Source organism: Bradyrhizobium mercantei, from assembly GCF_001982635.1.
In the GTDB taxonomy this organism is placed as follows: domain Bacteria; phylum Pseudomonadota; class Alphaproteobacteria; order Rhizobiales; family Xanthobacteraceae; genus Bradyrhizobium; species Bradyrhizobium mercantei.
In genome coordinates, this window is record NZ_MKFI01000005.1 from 484,820 (window position 1) to 504,517 (window position 19,698).

Sequence of the window (19,698 nt, forward strand, 5' to 3'; positions counted from 1 at the left end):
CTGCTGGGAGCGCCGTCCCGCGAGGTGGCGGGACGGCACTTCGTGCCGAGTGCCTACCGCTTGATCTGCGCCTTCAACGTGTCCTCGACCACGCGATCGAATGACGACGCCTTCGGCGCGCTCTTGCGGTGCTCGGCGACGTATTGGTCGCGCTTGGCGACCAGCGCGGCGAGCTTCTCGTTCAGCGCCTTGCGCTGGGCGATCTGCTTGTCGATCTCGGCGCTGCGCGCCTCGGGCTTCATGGCGCGGAGATTGTCGGGCAGTTCGTCCTCCTTGACCTTTGCCACATCATTGCGGCCGGCTGCGACGTCGGCGACCAGGTCGCCGTCGCCGGTGACCGCCTCCGAGGTCACCTTTGCACGCTTGTTGATGAAGCTTGCCATCTCCGAGGCGCGAGCGGGCGAGGCCGCGGCGACACTGGACAACTGCTGGGTCTTGGATTCCGTGCGCTTCTGCAGCGCGCGCGGTCCGTAGGGGATCACGGTGCCGTTGATCTCGCGCTGCAGGATGATGATGTCCTCGTCGAACGGCGTCTCGATGGTGACGATCTGGCCGCCGTCCTGCGGGATCGGGATGAACTCGCCATTGCCGTTCTGCGCGATATCGCGCCACACCCGTTCGGTATCCTGCGCGTTGCCGGCGAGCACGGCGTTGACGATGATGTCGCGCTGCTTGGCGACCGCGAGCGTGACTGGGTACTTGGTGTCCTGCGCATAGTCCATGTGCGGCGGGGCATCGCCGACCAGGAACACGATGCGCGTGCTGTCGCGGCCCTGCGTCCACTGCATCTTGTTGACGGCGACGTCGAGTGCCTCGTTGACGCTCTCCGGCCAGTCGCCGCCGCCGCGCGCCTTCAATTCCAGGAGATTGGCGTAGAGGTCCTGGATGTCGCGTGTCAGCTCGACCTTCCTGGTCACGTAATCGTCGCCGATGTCGCGATAGGCGATCAGGCCCATCCTGATATCGGCGTCGGGATTGGAATCGACGATCGCGGTTGCGATCGACCAGATCTTGCGCTTGGCGCCCTCGATCAATCCGCCCATCGAGCCGGTGGTATCGAGCACGAAGGCGACCTCGACCACGGGCTTGGCGATGGCCGAGGACAGTCCGGCTGTTAGCGGCAGGGTTGCGAGAGCGAAGACGAACGAGCGAAGTGTGATGCGTGACCGCATGGGTCTCTCCAGTGGTTTCGTCCCTCGGAACCCAGGTTCCACCGGCTTCGCGGTGGCTTGAGGCCAGAATCAAGGCGGCTCGGCCACGAATTTGCGGCCGATTCCGGCGCTGACGTTGGCCTTTATGCGTGTGAGCATGATCTTGACGGAAAACCGGATTCCACTTTTCCGGATCATGCTCGATGGAATCGGCTAGTCTTGGCGCATGGAATCGCCCGCCCGCCAGATCGCGCTCGTGCCCGCGCTCGACCGACGCCAGTCGGAGACCGCGCTTGCGATTGCGCGCGGAACGGCGAGGCTGCTGAGGTCGCTGGGATTTTCCTGCATCAGCGAATTGCCGCTGCCGTCCGGCCGCAGGGCCGATCTGGTGGCGCTGAACGAGCGCGGCGAGATCTGGATCGTCGAGATCAAGTCATCGCTCGAAGATCTGCGCGCCGATCAGAAATGGCAGGACTACCGGATGCATTGCGACCGGCTGTTCTTCGCCTTCACGCAGGACCTGCCGTGCGAGATCTTCCCGGCCGACACCGGCCTGATCATCGCCGACGCCTATGGCGCCCATCTGCATTGCGAGGCGCCGGAGCATCGCCTGCCGGCGGCGACGCGCAAGGCGATCACGGTGCGCTTTGCAATGGCCGCGGCGCAGCGGATCAACCGGCTGGTCGATCCGCAGGGGCATGAGTTTTAGAGAAAAGCAAGATCGCGTGTCCCGTCATCCTGAGGTGCTCGCGTAGCGAGCCTCGAAGGATGTATCGGCCACCAGCCGGGCCGTTCATCCTTCGAGGCTCGCTCTGCTCGCACCTCAGGATGACGGCGATAGACTTCGCTGCGCTCAGCCCACCCGACAAAAGCAAATGGCCGGGCAAAGCCCGGCCATCGCGAAACCAAATGAAGCGATCGCTTACCTCGGCGCGCGCTTGGCGAGGATGCGCTGCAGCGTGCGGCGGTGCATGTTGAGACGGCGCGCGGTCTCCGAGACGTTGCGATTGCACATTTCGTAGATGCGCTGGATGTGCTCCCAGCGCACGCGGTCCGCCGACATCGGATTGGCCGGCAGTTCGGACTTCTCGGTCCCGGTCGCAAGCAGCGCGGCGACGACATCGTCGGCATCGGCCGGCTTCGACAGGTAGTCGACGGCGCCCATCTTCACCGCGGTCACGGCGGTGGCGATGTTGCCGTAGCCGGTGAGCACGATCGCGCGCGCCTCGGGGCGCTTGCGCTTCAACGCGGAGACGACGTCGAGGCCGTTGCCGTCGCCGAGGCGAAGGTCGACGACCGCGAAAGCGGGCGCGGCGCGTCCGATCTCGGCGAGACCATCGGACACCGTGTCGCATGACTTCACCGCGAACCCGCGCGTCTCCATCGCGCGCGACAGGCGTTCCAGGAACGGCTTGTCGTCCTCGACAATGAGGAGCGAGCGGTCGGCATGGTCATTCAGTTCAGTGATGGCGTTCACGGTCCATTTTTCCCTGTGGCAGACACCTATCAATATGGGGGCCCACTGCGGCGCTGCCAAGGCAGCCGAAAGTCGCGTGCCGCCCTGGAAAGAGTGCTGCATCCGTAATGCCAGGAATTACGATTAAGAGTTGCGATTAAGAACCGTTCTTAAGCTTCAGTCTCGTCGCTCGGCGCGGCTTCCTCGAAGCGCTCACGCGGCCAGACGATCTGCACCACGGCGCCGTGATCGGGGAAGGTGCGATTGGTAAACGACACCTTGGCCCCGGTGCGTTCCAGCAGCGTCCGTGCAATGAAAACGCCCAAGCCTAAGCCGCCACGCGCATTTTGGGCCTCATCCGCGCCCCGGCGGCGAGACAAATACGGCTCGCCGATCCGCTTCAGCATGTCGGGCGCGATCCCCGGGCCGTCGTCCGAGACGACGATCTCGATGGTTTCGGCGTTCCACCACGCGTTCACCTCGACGGTCTGGTGCGCGAAATCGACCGCATTTTCGAGAATGTTTCCGACGCCATAGAGGATCGCGGGATTGCGCGCGGCGACCGGTTCACGCGTTGCTGCGACAGCAAGCCGCACCTTGATGTTGATGCCGAAATCGCGATGCGGCGCCACCGCCTCCTCGATCAGGGTCGACAGCTTCATAGTGTCGAACGGCGCGCCGCTCGATGACAATTGGGCAATCTTGCTCAGGATGTCGCGGCAGCGCTGCGCCTGCTCGCGCACGGTCTTGAGGTCGCCGGCGATGGCAGGGTCATGCACCGTCTTCTCGAGCTCGCGCGAGATCAGGAAGATCGTCGACAGCGGCGTGCCGAGTTCGTGCGCGGCTGCGGCGGCGAGGCCGTCGAGCTGGGTCAGATGCTGCTCGCGCGTCAGCACCAGCTCGGTCGCGGCCAGGGCATCGGAGAGCTGACGCGCCTCCTCGGTCACCTGGAATGCGTAGAGGCTGGTGACGCCGATCGCGAGCAGGATCGAGAGCCAGACGCCGATCAGATAGATCGGCGGCAGCACCAGCGGATCGTCGGCATCCCAGGGCAGCGGCAGATGGTAGAAGAACAGCGCCGAGGCGCAGGCCACCGCAAGGCAGCCGAGCGCGATCGTCAGCCGGATCGGCAGCACGGTCGCCGAAATCAGGACCGGCGCCAGGAACAGGAACGAGAACGGGTTCTGCAAGCCGCCGGTGAAGTACAAGAGGCCGCCGAGCTCGACGATGTTGAAGGCGAGCAGCGCGGCTGCATAGGCCGGCTCCAGCCGCTGCATCGGGTTGAAGGCGATCTGCAGCGCCAGATTGAGCAGCGCCGAGAATGTCACGATGGTGACGCAAGGGACGATCGGAACGTCGAATTCCAGTCCCTGGGCGACGATGAAGATCGCGACGAGCTGGCCGAGCGCGGCGAGCCAGCGCAGCCGCAGGATCGTATCCAGCCGGACATAACGGCGAGGTTGGCGGAAATCGGAAGCGATGTCGGTCATATCAGGGACCTTAGCTGTGCCGTACGCGGCGCACAAATTCGCGACTTAGCGCAAGGATGCAGCGCAAGCCTTTATTACCGCTAAGCCTTGCGCTTATTGTCGCAATGGCTCAATGACGGCCATATGCAACAGAGCGGGACGGGTCAGGGACAAGCGCCCAATCAGCCGCCGGTGGCCGATCAGGGCGGATCGGCCGCGATCGATGTTGCGAATCTGGTCAAGCTCTACAAGACGACCCGCGCGGTCGACGATATCTCCTTCCGCATCGCGCGCGGCAGCATCACCGGCCTGCTCGGCGGCAACGGCGCCGGCAAGACCACGACGATCGCGATGATCATGGGGCTGGTGCTGCCGACCTCGGGCAGCGTCAGCGTGCTGGGTGCGAAGATTCCCGAGCAGCGCTACGACGTGCTCGGCCGGATGAATTTCGAGAGTCCCTATGTCGACATGCCGATGCGGCTCACGGTGCGGCAGAACCTGACCATCTTCGGCCGCCTGTACGCTGTGAAGCATCTGCGCGAGCGGATCGATCAGCTCGCTGTCGATCTCGATCTCAAGGAATTTTTGGACCGCTCCAACGGCAAGCTCTCAGCCGGGCAGAAGACCCGCGTCGCATTGGCGAAAGCGCTGATCAACGAGCCGGACTTGCTGCTGCTCGACGAGCCGACCGCATCGCTCGACCCGGATACCGCCGACTGGGTGCGGCAGCATCTCGAGACCTATCGCAAGACCCATAACGCGACCATCCTGCTGGCGTCGCACAACATGCTGGAGGTCGAGCGGCTCTGCGACCGCGTCATCATCATGAAGCGCGGCAAGATCGAGGACGACGACAGCCCGGAAGCGATCATGGCGCGCTACAACCGCGACACGCTGGAAGAGGTGTTTCTCGATGTGGCGCGCGGCCGTCTCCGGGAGGACGCACCATGAGCGAGATCGTCAGCTATCAGCCGCGCGGCATTTCACTGCACCGCATCAATGCGATGGTGCTGCGCTATTGGTATCTCCTGATGTCGTCATGGCCGCGGCTACTGGAGCTGATCTACTGGCCGGCCTTGCAGATCATCACCTGGGGCTTTCTGCAGAACTACATTTCGCAGGCATCCGGCTTCTTCGCCAAGGCGGGCGGCACGCTGATCGGCGCGGTGATCCTGTGGGACATCCTGTTCCGCGGCCAGCTCGGCTTCTCGATCTCGTTCCTCGAGGAGATGTGGGCGCGCAATCTCGGCAACCTGATGATGAGCCCGCTGAAGCCGATCGAATTCCTGCTCTCGCTGATGATCATGAGCCTGATCCGGCTTGCGATCGGCGTGATCCCGATGACGCTGATGGCGCTGTTCTTTTTCGGCTTCAACTTCTACGCCATCGGGCTGCCGCTGATCGCGTTCTTCTGCAATCTGATCTTCACGAGCTGGTCGGTCGGCGTGTTCGCCTCGGGCCTTGTGCTGCGCAACGGGCTCGGGGCGGAGAGCATCGTCTGGACGTTGATGTTCGCGGTGATGCCGCTCGCCTGCATCTACTATCCGGTCGAGGTGCTGCCGGTCTGGCTGCAATATGTCGCCTGGACCTTGCCGCCGACCTATGTGTTCGAAGGCATGCGGTCGCTGTTGACCGACCACGTCTTCCGCGCCGACCTGATGGCGTGGGCGCTCATCATCAACGCGGTCCTGTTCGTTGCCTCTTTTGCGGTCTTTCTTGCCCTTTTGCAGAGCGCCAAGCGCAACGGATCGCTGCTCGGGGGTGGTGAATAAATGTCACTTTCTCGTGGATTCTTGGTGTTTTAACCCGATATCGCCCCCAGATTGGGCTCGCGGCGCATTGACGCATTGTTACGCATTGGTCAGGATGTTGCGGCGCAAACAGGGGTCTAAGAAATACTATGCCCATCGGTGAATTTGGCGGTGCACCGCCACTGGCGGCAGGAGGCAGCCCGGCACTCACGACGCCGCTGTACTGGATGTATGAGATGGCGCAGGCGTCGCTCAATCCGGCGCGCGCGGTGACCGACGCCACCAAGATCCTGTTTGAGAACCCGCTCAATCCGTGGACGCACACCCAGTTCGGCAAATCGGTCGCGGCGGCCTGCGAATTGTTCGAGCGCACCACGCGCCGCTACGGCAAGCCGGACTGGAACCTGCCGACCACCGAGGTCAACGGTATCCGCACCGCGGTCGAGGTTCGCACGGTCTGGGAAAAGCCGTTCTGCCGCCTACTGCATTTCGATCGCAAGCTGACGCGCCCGCTGCGCTCGCCGCAGCCCCGCGTGCTGATCGTGGCGCCGATGTCCGGTCACTATGCGACGCTGCTGCGTGGCACGGTCGAGGCGTTCCTGCCGACGCATGAAGTCTACATCACCGACTGGGCCGATGCGCGCATGGTGCCGCTCGCGGAAGGGCGGTTCGATCTCGACGATTACGTCGATTACGTCATCGAGATGCTGCACGCGCTCGGCGGCAACATGCACATCATCGCGGTGTGCCAGCCTTCGGTGCCTGTCGTGGCAGCAGTTTCCGTGATGGAAGCCAACAGCGACCCGTTCGTGCCGCTGTCGATGACGCTGATGGGCGGGCCGATCGACACCAGGCGCAATCCGACCGCGGTCAACAACCTCGCGGAAGAGCGCGGCATCGAATGGTTCCGCAACAATGTCATCACCAAGGTGCCGTTCCCGCATCCGGGCGTGATGCGCGACGTCTATCCGGGCTTCCTGCAGCTCAACGGCTTCATCAGCATGAACCTCGATCGGCACATGGACGCGCACAAGGCGCTATTCGCCAATCTGGTGAAGGGTGACGGCGATCTCGTCGACAAGCACCGTGAATTCTATGACGAATATCTCGCGGTGATGGATCTCACCGCGGAATATTACCTGCAGACCGTCGACCTCGTCTTCGTCAAGCACGCGCTGCCGAAGGGCGAGATGACCCATCGCGGCAAGCCGGTCGATCCGTCGAAGATCCGCCGCGTCGCGCTGATGACGGTTGAGGGCGAGAAGGACGATATCTCGGGTCTCGGTCAGACCGAGGCAACGCATGCGCTCTGCACCGCGATTCCGAACCATCGCCGCGTGCACTATGTGCAGAAGGGCGTCGGCCACTACGGCGTGTTCAACGGTTCGCGGTTCCGCTCCGAAATCGTGCCGCGGATCTCCGATTTCATGGTCTCAGCGGCCAATACGCGGCTTTCTTTGGTCGCCGCAGCCGAATAGGTATCGACCCGGCCGCGTTTTTTGCGAACGCGCAAGTCACTGATTTAACTAAAAGAATCTCAAATCAGCCAAGGCCCAAGTGGTGAATTTAATTTCATCCCTTGGGCCTTTTTCGCGACTCCGATTCATCAGAAAAATTCCGGTTCCGACCCCTGCCGGTAGAGGTCAATTAACGGCCGACCCCTGTATATTGGGCAAATGATTTGTTTTTGCGCCGAGCGCTTTCCCTGGCGGCGGATATGGCAAAGTTCGGGCGAACTCCTGCTCCCCGGACTCTCAGAAATGGCTACTCGCGCGCTCCTCTATCGGCGGCCTGCCGAACCCGCGACCGTATTGGTCAGACACGGCTCCCAGTTTTTCACTGTCAGGTTGCGCCGGCACAGGCGCGCGCGCCGTTATACGCTCAGGATCCATCCGACCGATCGTGAAGCGATCCTGACGATGCCGCCGCGCGGCACGATCATCGAAGCCAAGGAGTTCGCCAACATCCATGGCGGCTGGATCGCCGCTCGCCTTGGCCGCTTGCCGAAGGCCGCGCCGTTCCAGCCCGGCACGGTGGTGCCGTTGCGCGGCGTGCCGCATCGGCTGGTGCATCGCTCGGGCGAGCGCGGCACGGTCTGGACCGAGACGCGCGACAGCGGCGAGAAGATTCTTTGCGTCGCCGGCGGCGTCGAGCACATGGATCGCCGGGTGCATGACTTCCTCAAGCGCGAGGCGCGCAAGGATCTGCAGAAGGCGGCGGCGCTTCACGCCGCGGAACTCGGCGTGCGGGTGCGCCGGATCTCGATCCGCGATCAGTCGAGCCGCTGGGGCTCGTGCACTTCGGCGGGATCGCTGTCGTTCTCGTGGCGGCTGATCCTGGCGCCCCCCTTCGTGCTCGATTACCTCGCCGCGCATGAGGTCGCGCATCTCGTCGAGATGAACCACTCGGCGCGGTTCTGGCGGGTGGTCGACAAGCTCTGTGCCTCGGTCACGCGCGCCAAGAACTGGCTCGACACCCACGGCAACGACCTGCACCGCTACGGGATCCAGGAGTAGGGCTGCTCTTCGCCCCAGTCTCTGCTGTCATCGCCGGCGAAAGCGGGCGATCCAGTATTCCAGAGACATTTTGTGTTCAACCGATAAGCCGCGGCGTACTGGATCCCCCGCTTTCGCGGGGGATGACAGTTGGCGTTGTGGTGAGACCGTGCGTCTAAAGCCTACCGAAACAACCGATCCGCCAGCCAGCCATCGAGTCCCGCCGCAGCCTCCGGCCGCGCATGCGGGTTAGGCGGCGGCGCCGAGGCGCGGGCCGGCGTTGGCGGCGGCTGGCGATAATAGCCGCCGCCGGATGAGACCGGTGCGGGCGGCGCGGCCTGTATCGGCGGCTGAATCTGCATCGGTGCTGCCGGCGCTGACGGTGCCGAGATCTGCGACGAGATCTGCATCAGGTTGGCCGGTGCCCAGCTGCCTTGCGAGTTCGGGATCGCCGCGACCGGCACGCCCTGATGCGCCGATTTCATGAAGCGGGTCCACACTTCAACGGGCAGCCCGCCGCCGGTCGCCTTCTTGGTCGGCGAATTGTCGTCATTGCCAAGCCAGACGCCGGTGACGAGCTTGGCCGTGTAGCCGATGAACCAGGCGTCGCGATAATCCTGGCTGGTGCCGGTCTTGCCGGCGGCGGTCCAGCCGGGGATTTCGGCCTTGCGCGCGGTGCCCGAGATCAGCGTCTCGCGCATCATGCTGTTCATCATCGCGTCATAGCGCGGCTCGATCACCTGGTTGGGCGGATCGTTGGGGCGGTCATAGAGCAGCTTGCCCGAGCTGGTCTTGATCCTGGTCACCACATGCGGCGACACGGCGTAGCCGCCATTGGCGAATGGCGCATAGGCGCCGACCAGCTCGATCACGGACACTTCCGAGGTGCCGAGCGCGATCGAGACGTTGGGCTCCAACTTGGAAGAGATCCCGAGCCGGTGCGCGGTGCGCACCACGTTCTTGGCGCCGACCTCGACGCCGAGCCGCACCGCCACCGTGTTCAGCGACATCGCCAGCGCCTGGGTCAGCGTCACCGAGCCGAAATATTCGTGGGTGTAGTTCTCCGGCTTCCAGCCCTTGATGTCGAGCGGCGCGTCGGTGCGGATGGTGTCCGGCGTCAGCCCGGACTCGACCGCGGTGAGATAGACGAACGGTTTGAACGCCGAGCCCGGCTGCCGCTTCGCGGTGACCGCGCGATTATACTGGCTCTCGGAATAGTTCCGGCCGCCGACCATGGCGCGCACCGCGCCGTCGGGCGTCATCGCCACCAGCGCACCCTGGCTGACATTGAACTTCACGCTCTTGGCGGCGAGCTCGTCGATCACGGCGGCTTCGGCCACGTTCTGCAGCTTCGGATCGATCGTGGTCTGCACGATGATGTCCTGGTCGATCTGGCCGACCAGATCGTCGAGCACTTCGCCGATCCAGTCGGCGACATAGTTCACGGTGCCGGCGCCGGCCGGCTTGACCGCGATCGAAGGCTGGCCGATCGAGGCCTTCGCTTGCGCCTCGGTGATGAACTTGGCATCGGCCATCGCCGCGAGCACGACCTGTGCGCGCTGCTCGGCGCCTTCCGGATTGCGGTTCGGCGCCAGCCGCGACGGGGATTTGACGAGGCCCGCCAGCATCGCGGCTTCCGGCAGCGTGATGTTCTTCGCCGACTTGCCGAAATAGCGCTGCGCCGCGGCTTCGACGCCGTAGGCACCGGAACCGAAATAGACGCGGTTGAGATAGAGTTCGAGAATCTCGTTCTTGGAATGCTTGCGTTCCAGCCACAGCGCGAGCTCGGCCTCCTGCAGCTTGCGCTGCATGGTGCGCTCCTGGGTCAGGAACAGGTTCTTGGCGAGCTGCTGCGTCAGCGTCGAGCCGCCCTGCGAGACGCCGCGATGCAGGATGTTGGTCACCGCCGCGCGGAGGATGCCGACCGGGTCGACGCCGAAATGCGAATAGAAGCGGCGGTCTTCAATGGCGATGAATGCCTTCGGTAGATAGGGCGGCAGATCCTTCAGCGCGATGTTGGCGCCGGCCATTTCGCCGCGTTGCGCCAGCACGCTGCCGTCCATGCCGACAATCTGGATCGTCGGCGGACGCTTGGGAATTTCCAGCGACTGGATCGGCGGCAGGTGCGCGCCGACCCACACCACGACACCGATCACTGCAATGCCGGCCCACAGGCCGAGCACCGCGGTCCAATAGAACAGCCGGCCGATGCCGAAGCCGCGCGACTTGCTGCGCCGCTTGCTGCCGCTGCGCGACGGGCGCGGTTTCTCGCTACCGGTCTCGCTGCTGCTCTTGTCGCTGCCTTTGGGTTTGGATTTGGCGGGTTTGTCGTCGCCGCCGCCGGGAATGCGATCGGAGGGCGATAGTCGGAGGTCGGCAAGCGCAGCCGGAAGCCCGAACAGCGGCTCCTTGCGTCCACCGCCTTTTTTACTTCCCCAGGCCATCCGCAACGCTCACACCCTTACAGGCGTGCACGCTAACGTTCCCGGTTTAAGGGGCGGTTACGCAAAGCTTAACGGGGGATTAGGAGGTGAGGCAGCGCGTTGCTATATGACGCTGGAACAAGAAGCAGGGAGCACCGCATGGGCCATATCGATCCGACCAAAGATGTGTTTGCGCAGTTCCGGGACAACGATCGGCCGGGCCCGATCCACATGCTCAATCTGGTGCGCTTGCGCGAATCGGCCGCCTATCCCGACGGCCGCAAGGCCACCGGCGCGGAGGCCTATGCCGCGTATGGCCGCGAGAGCGGGCCGGTGTTCGAACGGCTCGGCGGCCGCATCATCTGGCAGGGCCGCTTCGAGCTGATGCTGATCGGTCCGCAAGAGGAGCGCTGGGATCACTGCTTCATCGCCGAGTATCCGAGCGTCGCCGCCTTCGTCGAGATGATCCGCGATCCCGTCTATCGCGAGGCGGTGAAGCACCGTCAGGCCGCGGTGGAGGATTCGCGGCTGATCCGGCATGCAGTGTTGCCGGTCGGCAAGAATTTCGGTGAGATTCCGGAGTAGCTGCGAGCCCGCGAGATGCTTATCCCGTCATCCTGAGGAGCCGCGAAGCGGCGTCTCGAAGGATGCACCCCCGCTAGTGGCCGTCGACCCTTCGAGACGCGCTACGCGCTCCTCAGGGTGACGGGGATAGAACAGGTGTGCACTCCCCAAAACCAAATCGGCGGCCCGGAGGCCGCCGATTGCATTTCAAACCTGCACGAACCGCTAGCCCGCCGGGCCGGCGTCCTCGAGGATCGGGCCGAACAGCTCCCAGCGCTCGCCGTTGAAGCGCATCATCTGCAGCTGCTTGTTGACGCGATAGTCGTTCGGCGCGGTGTTGCCCTTGATGCCGGGCAGCGCCATGTCGAGCTCGACGTTCTTCAGGTTGGTGGCCTGCTTCAGCACGTTCTCGCGCGTCAGATCATCGCCGCACTGCTTCAGCACATGCACCATCAGCTGGGCGGTCGAGTAGCCATAGGTGTTGAAGTTCGAGTTCTTGTCGCCGTCGGGATAGTACTTGGCCATGAAGTCGAAATAGCGCTTCATGCCCGGATCGTCCTTCCACTGCGGGTCGGCCGGATCCTTGCCGTAGTTGGTCGAGATCAGGCCCTTGGAGGCCTCCAGGCCCGCCGGCTGCAGCACGGCGCCGACCGAGGTGGCGTTGATGTCGACGATGTGGACCGGATGCCAGCCGAGTTCGGCAATCTTCTTGATCGCCTGCGCCGCCTGCTTCGGCGTCGAGGCCGAGAAGAACAGGTCGGCGCCGGCGTCCTTGATCTTGATCACCTGGGAATCGATGGTCGGGTCGGAGACTTCATAGGAGGCTTCGGCCACGATCATCTTGGCGGCCTTGTCGCCGAGGCCGGCCTTGATGCCGTTCAGGTAATCCTTGCCGAGGTCGTCGTTCTGATAGAGCACGCCGATCTTGGCGTTCGGATGCTCCTTCAGGATGTACTGGCCGTAGATGCGGCCTTCGACGAAGTAGTTCGGGTTGAAGCCGAGCGTCCACGGGAAGTTCTTCGGATCGGTGAACTTCGAGGCGCCGGTGGCGGCGAACAGCTGCGGTACCTTCTTGGCGTTGAGATATTTCTGCACAGCGGCGTTCGACGGCGTGCCGACGATCTGGAAGGTCAAGAGCACCTCGTCGCTCTCGACCAGCTTGCGCACCTGCTCGACGGCCTTCGGCGGCGAATAGGCGTCGTCATACTGGATCAGATTGATCTTGCGGCCGTTGATGCCGCCCTGATCGTTGATCATCTTGAAATAGGCCGCCTGGGTCTTGCCGATCGAGGCGTAGGCGGAGGCCGGTCCGGAGAAGGGGACGGTTTGGCCGATCTTGATTTCGGTATCGCTCGCGCCGGGATCGTATTTCTTCTGCGCGGAGGCCGAATTTGCAGACAGCGCCATCGCGAGCGCCGTTGCCGTGACCAGGTGGAAAATCCCGTTCCTCATAATGCTGTTTCCCTCACGTGACTGATGATTTGCCGATGATCTTGTCCGCGGGTTCAAGGTCCCGCGGTCGCCATCGCTGGGCCGGGATACTGGCGGAACGCTTGCTGCGACGCAAGACGAGCAATGCCGAAAAGGTGAGCGATTTCAGTCAACCAAAGTAGGGGGCGGTGCAAAAAGGGGCCGGCGCAGCTTGGCCGGCATAGTCAGTGTCGTCCCGGCGAAGGCCGGGACCCATAACCACGAATGGTCATTGGGGGGAGATGCTGGAACGACGAGTCCCGTTCACACGTCCCGCCGCGGAGTATGGGTCCCTGCTTTCGCAGGGACGACGTGGGGAGAGAATCTTGTCCCCACTCTCAGGTGTCATCGCCCGGCTCGACCGGGCGATCCAGTACGCCGCGGCCCATCGGTTCAACAACCGCCGTCTCTGGAATACTGGATCACCCGCATGCGCATGCGCGGGTGATGACACCGAACAAGGTGTTTGACCAGTTGAACCGGAACGACGTTTTGCGCCGCGGGCGTTAGCCCGCCGGTCCGGTGTCCTCGATGATCGGGCCGAATAGCTCCCAGCGCTCGCCGTTGAACTTCATCATCTGCATCTGCTTGTTGATGCGGTAGTCGTTCGGTCCGGTCGTGATCGACATGCCGGGCAGCGCGAGCGACGGCACGAACTTCTTCAGGCTGGTCACCTGCTTCATCAGGTTCTCGCGGGTGAGGTCGTCGCCGCATTGCTTGAGCACCTGGATCAAGAGCTCGGCGGTCGAGTAGCCGTAGGTGTTGACGGTGTTGAGCTTGTCGCCTTCCGGATAATACTTGTCCATGAAGGCGAAATAGGCCTTCACGCCGGGATCGTCCTTCCATTGCGGGTCGGCGGGGTCCTTGCCGTAGTTGGTCGAGATGATGCCCTTGGAGATGTCGAGACCCGCGGGCTTCAGCGTCGCCGACACCGGGCTCGCATTGATGTCGAGGATGTGCACCGGGTGCCAGTCCAGGTCCGCGACCTTGCGGATCGCCTGCGCGGCGAATTTCGGCGTCGAGGCGTCATAGAGCAGGTCGACGCCGGCGGCCTTCAGCTTGACGATCTGGGAATCGACGGTCGGGTCGGTCAGCTCGTAGGAGACCTCGGCGACGATCATGCTGGCGGCCTTGTCGCCGAGCCCGCTCTTCAGGCCGGTGATGTAGTCGCGGCCGAGATCGTCGTTCTGGTAGAAGATGCCGATCTTGGCATTCGGGTGATTGGCCAGGATGTATTTGGCGTAGATGCGTCCCTCCGACTGGTAGTTCGGGTTGAACGCGATCGTCCATGGCGCATTCTGCGGGTCGGAGAAGCGCGAGGCGCCGGTGGAGGCGAGCAGCTGCGGCACCTTCTTGGCATTCAGGTATTTCTGCACGGCGGCATTTGATGGCGTGCCGATGATCTGGAAGGTGAACAGCACCTCGTCGCCTTCGACCAGCTTGCGCACCTGCTCGACTGCCTTCGGCGGCGAATAGGCATCGTCATACTGGATCAAGTTCAGTTTGCGGCCGTTGATGCCGCCCTGATCGTTGATCATCTTGAGGTAGGCCGCCTGGGTCTTGCCGATGCCGGCATAGGCGGATGCCGGGCCCGAGAACGGCACGGTCTGGCCGATCTTGATCTCGGTGTCGGTCGCGCCGATGTCGTATTTCTTCTGCGCGGCGGCCGATGTAGCCGACAACGCGATGGCAAGCGCTGTCGCAGCGAGCAATTGCACGCTCCTCATGTCCGTGACCTCCCATGTTGCCGGTGATCTTGTCCGCAAGCGGTGGGCCAGCGGATGTCACCGTTGTCAGGGATGATGGAGGAACGCCGGGAGCATTGCAAGGCGATGCACCCTGCGCGCGATGTCGCGTTCGAGCATGAGCCGGAAAACTGTGAAGCTGTTTTCCGAGGGGATCATGCGCAAGAAAACGAAAGCGCGCCCGCGCTTTACGCCAGCCAGAGCAGGATCAGCGCCAGCGCTGCGGGAGCTGCCTGCACATAAAGAATGCGGCGGCTGACTGTGGCGGCGCCATAGGCGCCGGCGACGATCACGCAGAGCAGGAAGAATGTTTTGATCTGGAGCGCAAAGCTCGCATTGCCGTGCACGAGGCCCCAGATCAGGCCTGCGGCGAGGAAGCCATTATAGAGCCCCTGATTGGCGGCGAGCACCGCGGAATCAGCTGCCTTCTCGATCGAGTTGCGAAACGTCTTCAGCCCGAGCGGTTTGGTCCAGAGAAACATTTCCAGCACAAGGAAATAGATGTGCAGCGCGGCGACTACCGCGACCAGGATATTCGCAAACAGAAGCATCGTTCGGTCCCCCTCACCGGAATTCGGGTGGACGCTAGCACGCGGGCGGTGAATTGTATCCGGAGCGACCTGTTTCCAGAGTGACGACAATGGCCGACCGCAAGACCGCGCAGACCTTCAATCTCGACCGACTCAAGACGCCGATCGGCACCGCGCTGCTGGTGACCGATGATGACGGCGTGCTGCGCGCGCTCGACTGGGACGACTATGAAGGACGGATGCTCGAACTGCTGCGGCTGCACTATGGCGCGGTGACGCTGCGGGACGGAAGCGCGCCGGCTACGATGCGAAAGGCGCTCGGCGATTACTTCAAGGGCGATCTTGATCGGCTGACCGATGTCGAATGGCGCGTCGCCGGCACGCCGTTCCAGCAGAAGGTTTGGCACGCACTGCCGAAGATTCCGCACGGCACCACCATGAGCTATGGCGCGCTGGCGGCGAAGTTGAAGGTGCCGAACGCGATGCGGGCGGTCGGCCATGCCAACGGCTCGAACCCGATCAGCGTGGTCGTGCCCTGTCACCGCCTGATCGGCGCCAACGGTTCGCTGGTCAAATATGGCGGCGGGCTGGAGCGCAAGCGCTGGCTGCTGCGCCACGAGGGCGTGGAGATCTAGCGCCCTCCATCTGCCTGTGAGGAATCAGTCCAGATCTTCGCTGGGCATGCTGCGCAGATCACGCACGATATAAAGAAATACGATGAACGAAGGCACCCATGCGAGGATCGCTCCTACCAGCATCGCATCGACCGTCGTCATGGCAGCTCCTTTGAGCGTTATCGGCTTTTGCCGTCAGACCAGTTTCTTCGACGCGCCGCCGGTTCTGGCGCAGGGATAGAGCCATCGCCAATAGGCCTTGTCGCGCTCCAATTGCCGCTTGTGGATCTCGCGGCACTTCACCGAGCAGAACTGCTCGAAATGCCAGCTGTGACGGATCAGCCCGAACGGGCGCTTGCACCCCGGATTTCCGCAACGGCCCGTCATGACGCTGCCTCCGCATTCGCACGCGTGAACCAGCGGATGAAGTTCTCCTGACCCTTGTAAAGGCAGAGGCGTCCGCAGTAGCGGTCTCCCGCCGGGTTTCGCAAGCAGATGATCTTGGGCTCTTCGCTGTCACACTGGGCACAGCGCGGTTCCGAACGCATGGCGACCTCCCTCAGAGGAATTGCCATTTGCCAATCAAAGTGTCTGATGCTGTCCGTGCCGTCGATGTCTCGAAGGACGGCGCGGCGAAATCTCGCGCCGCCACCGTCGATGCGCAACTTGTCCAGATGTTTTGCGGCATCATCCTTGCGTATAACCGGCCCGGTCATGGCAGGTTTGAGCTCATTCGCCCGGCGCGGTGCCGTGCCGCGCGAGGGCGGCATCGAGGCATTTGATCAGGGTGTCGCCGTCGAAGGGCTTGCTCAGAAAGCAGATTGCACCCGCCCGCAAAGCGCGGAGGCGATCGCTCTCGACGGAGAAGGCGGTGACGAAGATGAACGGAAAGCGCCGGCCGTTGGCAATCAGGTGGCTCTGCAGGTCGAGCCCGCTCATCGTCGGCATCCTGACATCCGCGATCACACAGGATGTGTCGTTCAGGTGGGGCGAGTGCAGGAATTCCTCTGCCGATGCGTAGGTCTCGACCGCATAGCCCAGCGACCTGACGAGGTTGTGGGTCGCGGTGCGAACCGACAAGTCGTCGTCGATGATTGATATCACTGGCGGGTTGGGCAAGAAGGTTGTTCCTGGGGACGGGCAGCAGGGGCCGGCGGTCTCGTGCGATCACGCAGGGGCACAGTGCGTCGCCGATCGGGGCCGGAGAATCATACTTAGGTTTGCGCCCTGCCGGACGCCGGTCCGATCCCGAGGATCTGCGCCATTCTGACCAGGTCAGGCAGCGATTTCGCCGCCATTTTCCGCATGATGTGCCCGCGGTGGATCTTCACTGTGATCTCGGCCACACCGATCTCGGCGGCGACCTGCTTGTTCATCAGCCCCGCCGTGACGAGCGTCATCACCTGGCGCTCGCGCGGGGTCAGGGTCGCGAAGGCTGCGCGCAGGTTTGCGACGACCTTGGCCCCGTCGCGACGATTCCTGTCGCGCTCGATCGCCGTCGTGACCGCGTCCAGCATGTCCTGATCGCGGAATGGCTTGGTCAGGAAGTCGACGGCGCCGGCCTTCATGGCCCTGACCGTCATCGGGATATCGCCGTGGCCGGTCATGAAGATGATCGGAATGTGAATGTCGGCCTTCGCCAGTTCCGCCTGAAAGTCCAGGCCGCTCAACCGCGGCAGCCTGATGTCCAGGATCAGGCAGCTTGGGACATCAGGCGGCTTGTGCTGCAGAAATTCATGAGCCGACCCGAACGTCACGGTTCGCAGCCCGACGGACCGGAACAGATTGCTCAGCGCATCCCGCACCGACGCGTCGTCGTCGATCACGAAGACGGTCGGGTCCTCGGCGTTTGCGTGAGCGGTAGGCGATGCCGCGCGCCCAGTCACCATGCATGATCCTCTTGATGCAGTGGCAGGGTAAACTGGAATGTCGCGCCGGGCCCGGCATTTCCGACCAGGGACAGCCGGCCGCGGTGAGCTTCGACGATCGAGCGGCAGATCGACAACCCCATTCCCATGCCGCTGGCCTTGGTGCTGTAGAAGGCGTCGAACAGCCGCTCGGCATTCTCCGCCGCGACCCCGACGCCGCAATCGCTGACCGTGACCAGGATTTGCCCGGCATCGTCGCGGCGTGTCCGGATCACGAGCTCGCGCGGCCTGTCCGTGACCGGCTGCATCGCCTCGATGCCGTTGAGGACCAGATTGAGGATGACTTGCTGCAGCTGGATACGGTCGGCGAAAACGGGCGGGAGCGCGGGCGTGAGATCCAGATGCAGGGATATCAGGTGCCTCTGCAGCTCATGTTGCACCAGGCCGATCACCTCGTTGATGACCTCATTGATGTCGAGCTCCGCTCTCTGATCGGCGGTCTTGTTCACCAGCGCGCGGACACGCTGGATGACCTCGCCTGCCCGGTTGCCGTCGCTGATGATCGACCTCACCGCTCCGCGCGCTTCATTCAGATCGGGGGCCGCCCGGTCGAGCCACCGCAGACAGGCGGCGGCGTTGGTGACCACGGCGGCAAGCGGCTGGTTCACTTCATGGGCGATCGATGCGGCGAGCTCGCCGAGCGCGGTCACGCGCGTGACATGCGCGAGGTTGGTCTGCGCTTCATGCAGCTCCGCCTCGGCGCGCTTGCGGGCGGTCACGTCGGTGACCGCTCCGATAAATTCGGTGTCGCCGGAGATGTTGGTCACCGCATGCGCCCGGGCGTGGACATATTTGATCGCCCCGTCGGGCATCAGCAGGCGGTAGCTGTGCTCGAAATCCTTGCCGTCGTGCGAGGCGCGGTCGATGGTCCTTTGCACACGGGCGCGATCATCCGGGTGGACGCGTCGCAGCACCGTGGCGTGCTTGATCGATGGAACCCGGTCGAATTCGAAGATCCTGAAGGTTTCTTCCGACCAGATGATCTCGCCGCTGGGGACGTGCCAGCCGAAGCTGCCGGTGTGGCTCAATCGCTGGGCTTCGGTCAGGTACATTTCGCTCTGTTGCAGCGCGGCTTCGGCGAGCTTGCGCTCGGTGATATCCTCGCACGCGATCAGGACGATCAACCGATCGTCCAGCCGCCGTACCGCCTTGGCATTTTCGCGAACCCATAGCCTCGAGCCGTCCTTGCGCACCTTGCGGATTTCCCAACTGCGGGTCTGGCCGATGTTGTCGAGGCAGGCCGCGACGTTGCGCTGGACCATCGGGTGGTCTTCGGCGGCAAACACCCGCAGCACCGATTGTCCGAGCAATTCGTCGACGGTGTAGCCGAGTTGTGCCGCGCCGAACGTGTTGACCGACAGCACGAGGCCGGTTGCGTCGACCATGAAGTACATGACCGGATTGTGCTCGAACACCTCCTTCCATTGCGCTTCGCTGTTGCGCAGCGCCTCGATCGCGCGTTCCTCACCGTTGGCTCGGCCGCGCAAGATCGCGTCCAGCTGCCGATGGGTGCGGCCCGCCACACGCATCGTCAGCAATGCGGCGGTGAGCGAGGCGACGAGCAACGCCAGGGCAATCAGGTGGGCGGAGGCTGCCGGCTGCGGACCAAGCAGCAGCCCGATGCAGGTTGCCGCCAAGGCCAGCACCGTGCCGCCGAGCAGCCATTGCTCGGCCGACCAGGACTTCATGGTCGGGATGCGCATCATCGGCAGCACCAGCACTTGGCCATCACAGCACTTGGCCATCACAGCGCTTGGCTAGAGCACTTGGCCATCATGGGCCGCGCTGCGTCGCTAGGTGACCGCTACCATCAGCGGCGACAACGTCGCCCTCCTAACAGGCTGCATCCTAGCAGCTTTCTCGACGTTTGGACGAGATCGATGATGCGGCCCTTGGGCAATCTGCCCGCATGCACGATGTCGCGCGGAAGGCGAAATCGCCCGGTGCGCGCAGGCCCAGGTTGCGAATAAACCTAAGTATGGTTCTCCCCACCCGAATGTAACGGCCGGATCAACCTCCGTTCAATGGCCGGTTTCTTCCCAGCCGCTACGCTTATTGGGTAACTCGATCACGTTAGAGGCATCCCGGATTTGGCAATCGCC

The 19,698-nt window shown here is 63.4% G+C and carries 19 protein-coding genes; 7 read left to right on the top strand and 12 right to left on the bottom strand.

Annotated elements, in window-relative coordinates:
* Nucleotides 1-53 precede the first annotated feature (53 nt).
* Nucleotides 54-1,172, bottom strand: coding sequence for a vWA domain-containing protein (locus BI327_RS24920; protein ID WP_076863887.1), 1,119 nt, complete (start codon nucleotides 1,170-1,172; stop codon nucleotides 54-56).
* 205 nt (nucleotides 1,173-1,377) lie between these two features.
* Between BI327_RS24920 and BI327_RS24925 the strand changes: the two genes are divergently transcribed.
* Complete coding sequence (locus tag BI327_RS24925; RefSeq protein WP_076863889.1) at nucleotides 1,378-1,860, top strand: MmcB family DNA repair protein; 483 nt, start codon at nucleotides 1,378-1,380, stop codon at nucleotides 1,858-1,860.
* Between the two features lie 213 nt (nucleotides 1,861-2,073).
* On the opposite strand, the gene BI327_RS24930 is transcribed toward BI327_RS24925, so the two are convergent.
* Nucleotides 2,074-2,628: an ActR/PrrA/RegA family redox response regulator transcription factor gene (locus BI327_RS24930; RefSeq protein WP_016845514.1), complete on the bottom strand. Its 555-nt coding sequence runs from the start codon at nucleotides 2,626-2,628 to the stop codon at nucleotides 2,074-2,076.
* Between the two features lie 149 nt (nucleotides 2,629-2,777).
* Nucleotides 2,778-4,097, bottom strand: a complete 1,320-nt coding sequence (locus tag BI327_RS24935; RefSeq protein WP_076863891.1) for an ActS/PrrB/RegB family redox-sensitive histidine kinase — start codon at nucleotides 4,095-4,097, stop codon at nucleotides 2,778-2,780.
* A 123-nt stretch (nucleotides 4,098-4,220) separates the two neighbouring features.
* Between BI327_RS24935 and BI327_RS24940 the strand changes: the two genes are divergently transcribed.
* The 4 genes from BI327_RS24940 to BI327_RS24955 all read left to right on the top strand — a co-directional run bounded on the left by BI327_RS24940 (nucleotide 4,221) and on the right by BI327_RS24955 (nucleotide 8,343).
* A complete protein-coding gene (locus BI327_RS24940) occupies nucleotides 4,221-5,027 on the top strand; it encodes an ABC transporter ATP-binding protein (RefSeq protein WP_076863893.1) in 807 nt (268 codons plus the stop codon).
* A complete protein-coding gene (locus BI327_RS24945) occupies nucleotides 5,024-5,848 on the top strand; it encodes an ABC transporter permease (RefSeq protein WP_076863895.1) in 825 nt (274 codons plus the stop codon). The genes BI327_RS24940 and BI327_RS24945 overlap by 4 nt, the downstream gene beginning before the upstream one ends.
* Nucleotides 5,849-5,976: 128 nt before the next feature.
* Complete coding sequence (locus tag BI327_RS24950; RefSeq protein ID WP_076863897.1) at nucleotides 5,977-7,305, top strand: polyhydroxyalkanoate depolymerase; 1,329 nt, start codon at nucleotides 5,977-5,979, stop codon at nucleotides 7,303-7,305.
* Between the two features lie 198 nt (nucleotides 7,306-7,503).
* On the top strand, nucleotides 7,504-8,343 hold the full coding sequence (locus BI327_RS24955; RefSeq protein WP_076863898.1) for a M48 family metallopeptidase: 840 nt from the start codon (nucleotides 7,504-7,506) through the stop codon (nucleotides 8,341-8,343).
* A 161-nt stretch (nucleotides 8,344-8,504) separates the two neighbouring features.
* Here BI327_RS24955 and BI327_RS24960 read toward each other — a convergent pair whose 3' ends face one another.
* Nucleotides 8,505-10,766, bottom strand: coding sequence for a transglycosylase domain-containing protein (locus BI327_RS24960; protein ID WP_076863900.1), 2,262 nt, complete (start codon nucleotides 10,764-10,766; stop codon nucleotides 8,505-8,507).
* Between the two features lie 138 nt (nucleotides 10,767-10,904).
* Here BI327_RS24960 and BI327_RS24965 point away from each other — a divergent pair, with 138 nt between their 5' ends.
* Nucleotides 10,905-11,330, top strand: a complete 426-nt coding sequence (locus BI327_RS24965) for a DUF1330 domain-containing protein (protein ID WP_076863903.1) — start codon at nucleotides 10,905-10,907, stop codon at nucleotides 11,328-11,330.
* Nucleotides 11,331-11,534: 204 nt separating this feature from the next.
* On the opposite strand, the gene BI327_RS24970 is transcribed toward BI327_RS24965, so the two are convergent.
* The 3 genes from BI327_RS24970 to BI327_RS24980 form a co-directional block, all read right to left on the bottom strand.
* Nucleotides 11,535-12,761, bottom strand: coding sequence for an ABC transporter substrate-binding protein (locus tag BI327_RS24970; RefSeq protein WP_076863904.1), 1,227 nt, complete (start codon nucleotides 12,759-12,761; stop codon nucleotides 11,535-11,537).
* Nucleotides 12,762-13,285: 524 nt separating this feature from the next.
* Nucleotides 13,286-14,506, bottom strand: a complete 1,221-nt coding sequence (locus BI327_RS24975; RefSeq protein ID WP_076863906.1) for an ABC transporter substrate-binding protein — start codon at nucleotides 14,504-14,506, stop codon at nucleotides 13,286-13,288.
* 206 nt (nucleotides 14,507-14,712) lie between these two features.
* Nucleotides 14,713-15,075 carry a DUF1304 domain-containing protein gene (locus BI327_RS24980; RefSeq protein ID WP_083742217.1) on the bottom strand — a complete coding sequence of 121 codons (363 nt, stop codon included), beginning with the start codon at nucleotides 15,073-15,075 and terminating at the stop codon, nucleotides 14,713-14,715.
* Between the two features lie 89 nt (nucleotides 15,076-15,164).
* Between BI327_RS24980 and BI327_RS24985 the strand changes: the two genes are divergently transcribed.
* On the top strand, nucleotides 15,165-15,689 hold the full coding sequence (locus BI327_RS24985) for a methylated-DNA--[protein]-cysteine S-methyltransferase (protein ID WP_076863911.1): 525 nt from the start codon (nucleotides 15,165-15,167) through the stop codon (nucleotides 15,687-15,689).
* A gap of 174 nt (nucleotides 15,690-15,863) precedes the next feature.
* Here BI327_RS24985 and BI327_RS24990 read toward each other — a convergent pair whose 3' ends face one another.
* The 5 genes from BI327_RS24990 to BI327_RS25005 form a co-directional block, all read right to left on the bottom strand.
* Nucleotides 15,864-16,055, bottom strand: a complete 192-nt coding sequence (locus tag BI327_RS24990) for a hypothetical protein (RefSeq protein WP_076863913.1) — start codon at nucleotides 16,053-16,055, stop codon at nucleotides 15,864-15,866.
* Nucleotides 16,052-16,384, bottom strand: coding sequence for a hypothetical protein (locus BI327_RS42430; protein ID WP_159450487.1), 333 nt, complete (start codon nucleotides 16,382-16,384; stop codon nucleotides 16,052-16,054). Before BI327_RS42430 ends, BI327_RS24990 begins: the two co-directional genes overlap by 4 nt.
* A gap of 13 nt (nucleotides 16,385-16,397) precedes the next feature.
* Entirely contained in the window at nucleotides 16,398-16,772 is a 375-nt protein-coding gene (locus BI327_RS24995) for a response regulator transcription factor (RefSeq protein ID WP_076863915.1), read from the bottom strand.
* 110 nt (nucleotides 16,773-16,882) lie between these two features.
* On the bottom strand, nucleotides 16,883-17,557 hold the full coding sequence (locus BI327_RS25000; RefSeq protein WP_076863917.1) for a response regulator transcription factor: 675 nt from the start codon (nucleotides 17,555-17,557) through the stop codon (nucleotides 16,883-16,885).
* The gene (locus tag BI327_RS25005) at nucleotides 17,551-19,317 is read right to left on the bottom strand and encodes a PAS domain-containing sensor histidine kinase (RefSeq protein WP_245334923.1); all 1,767 of its coding nucleotides are present in this window, start codon (nucleotides 19,315-19,317) and stop codon (nucleotides 17,551-17,553) included. Before BI327_RS25005 ends, BI327_RS25000 begins: the two co-directional genes overlap by 7 nt.
* Nucleotides 19,318-19,698 lie beyond the last annotated feature (381 nt).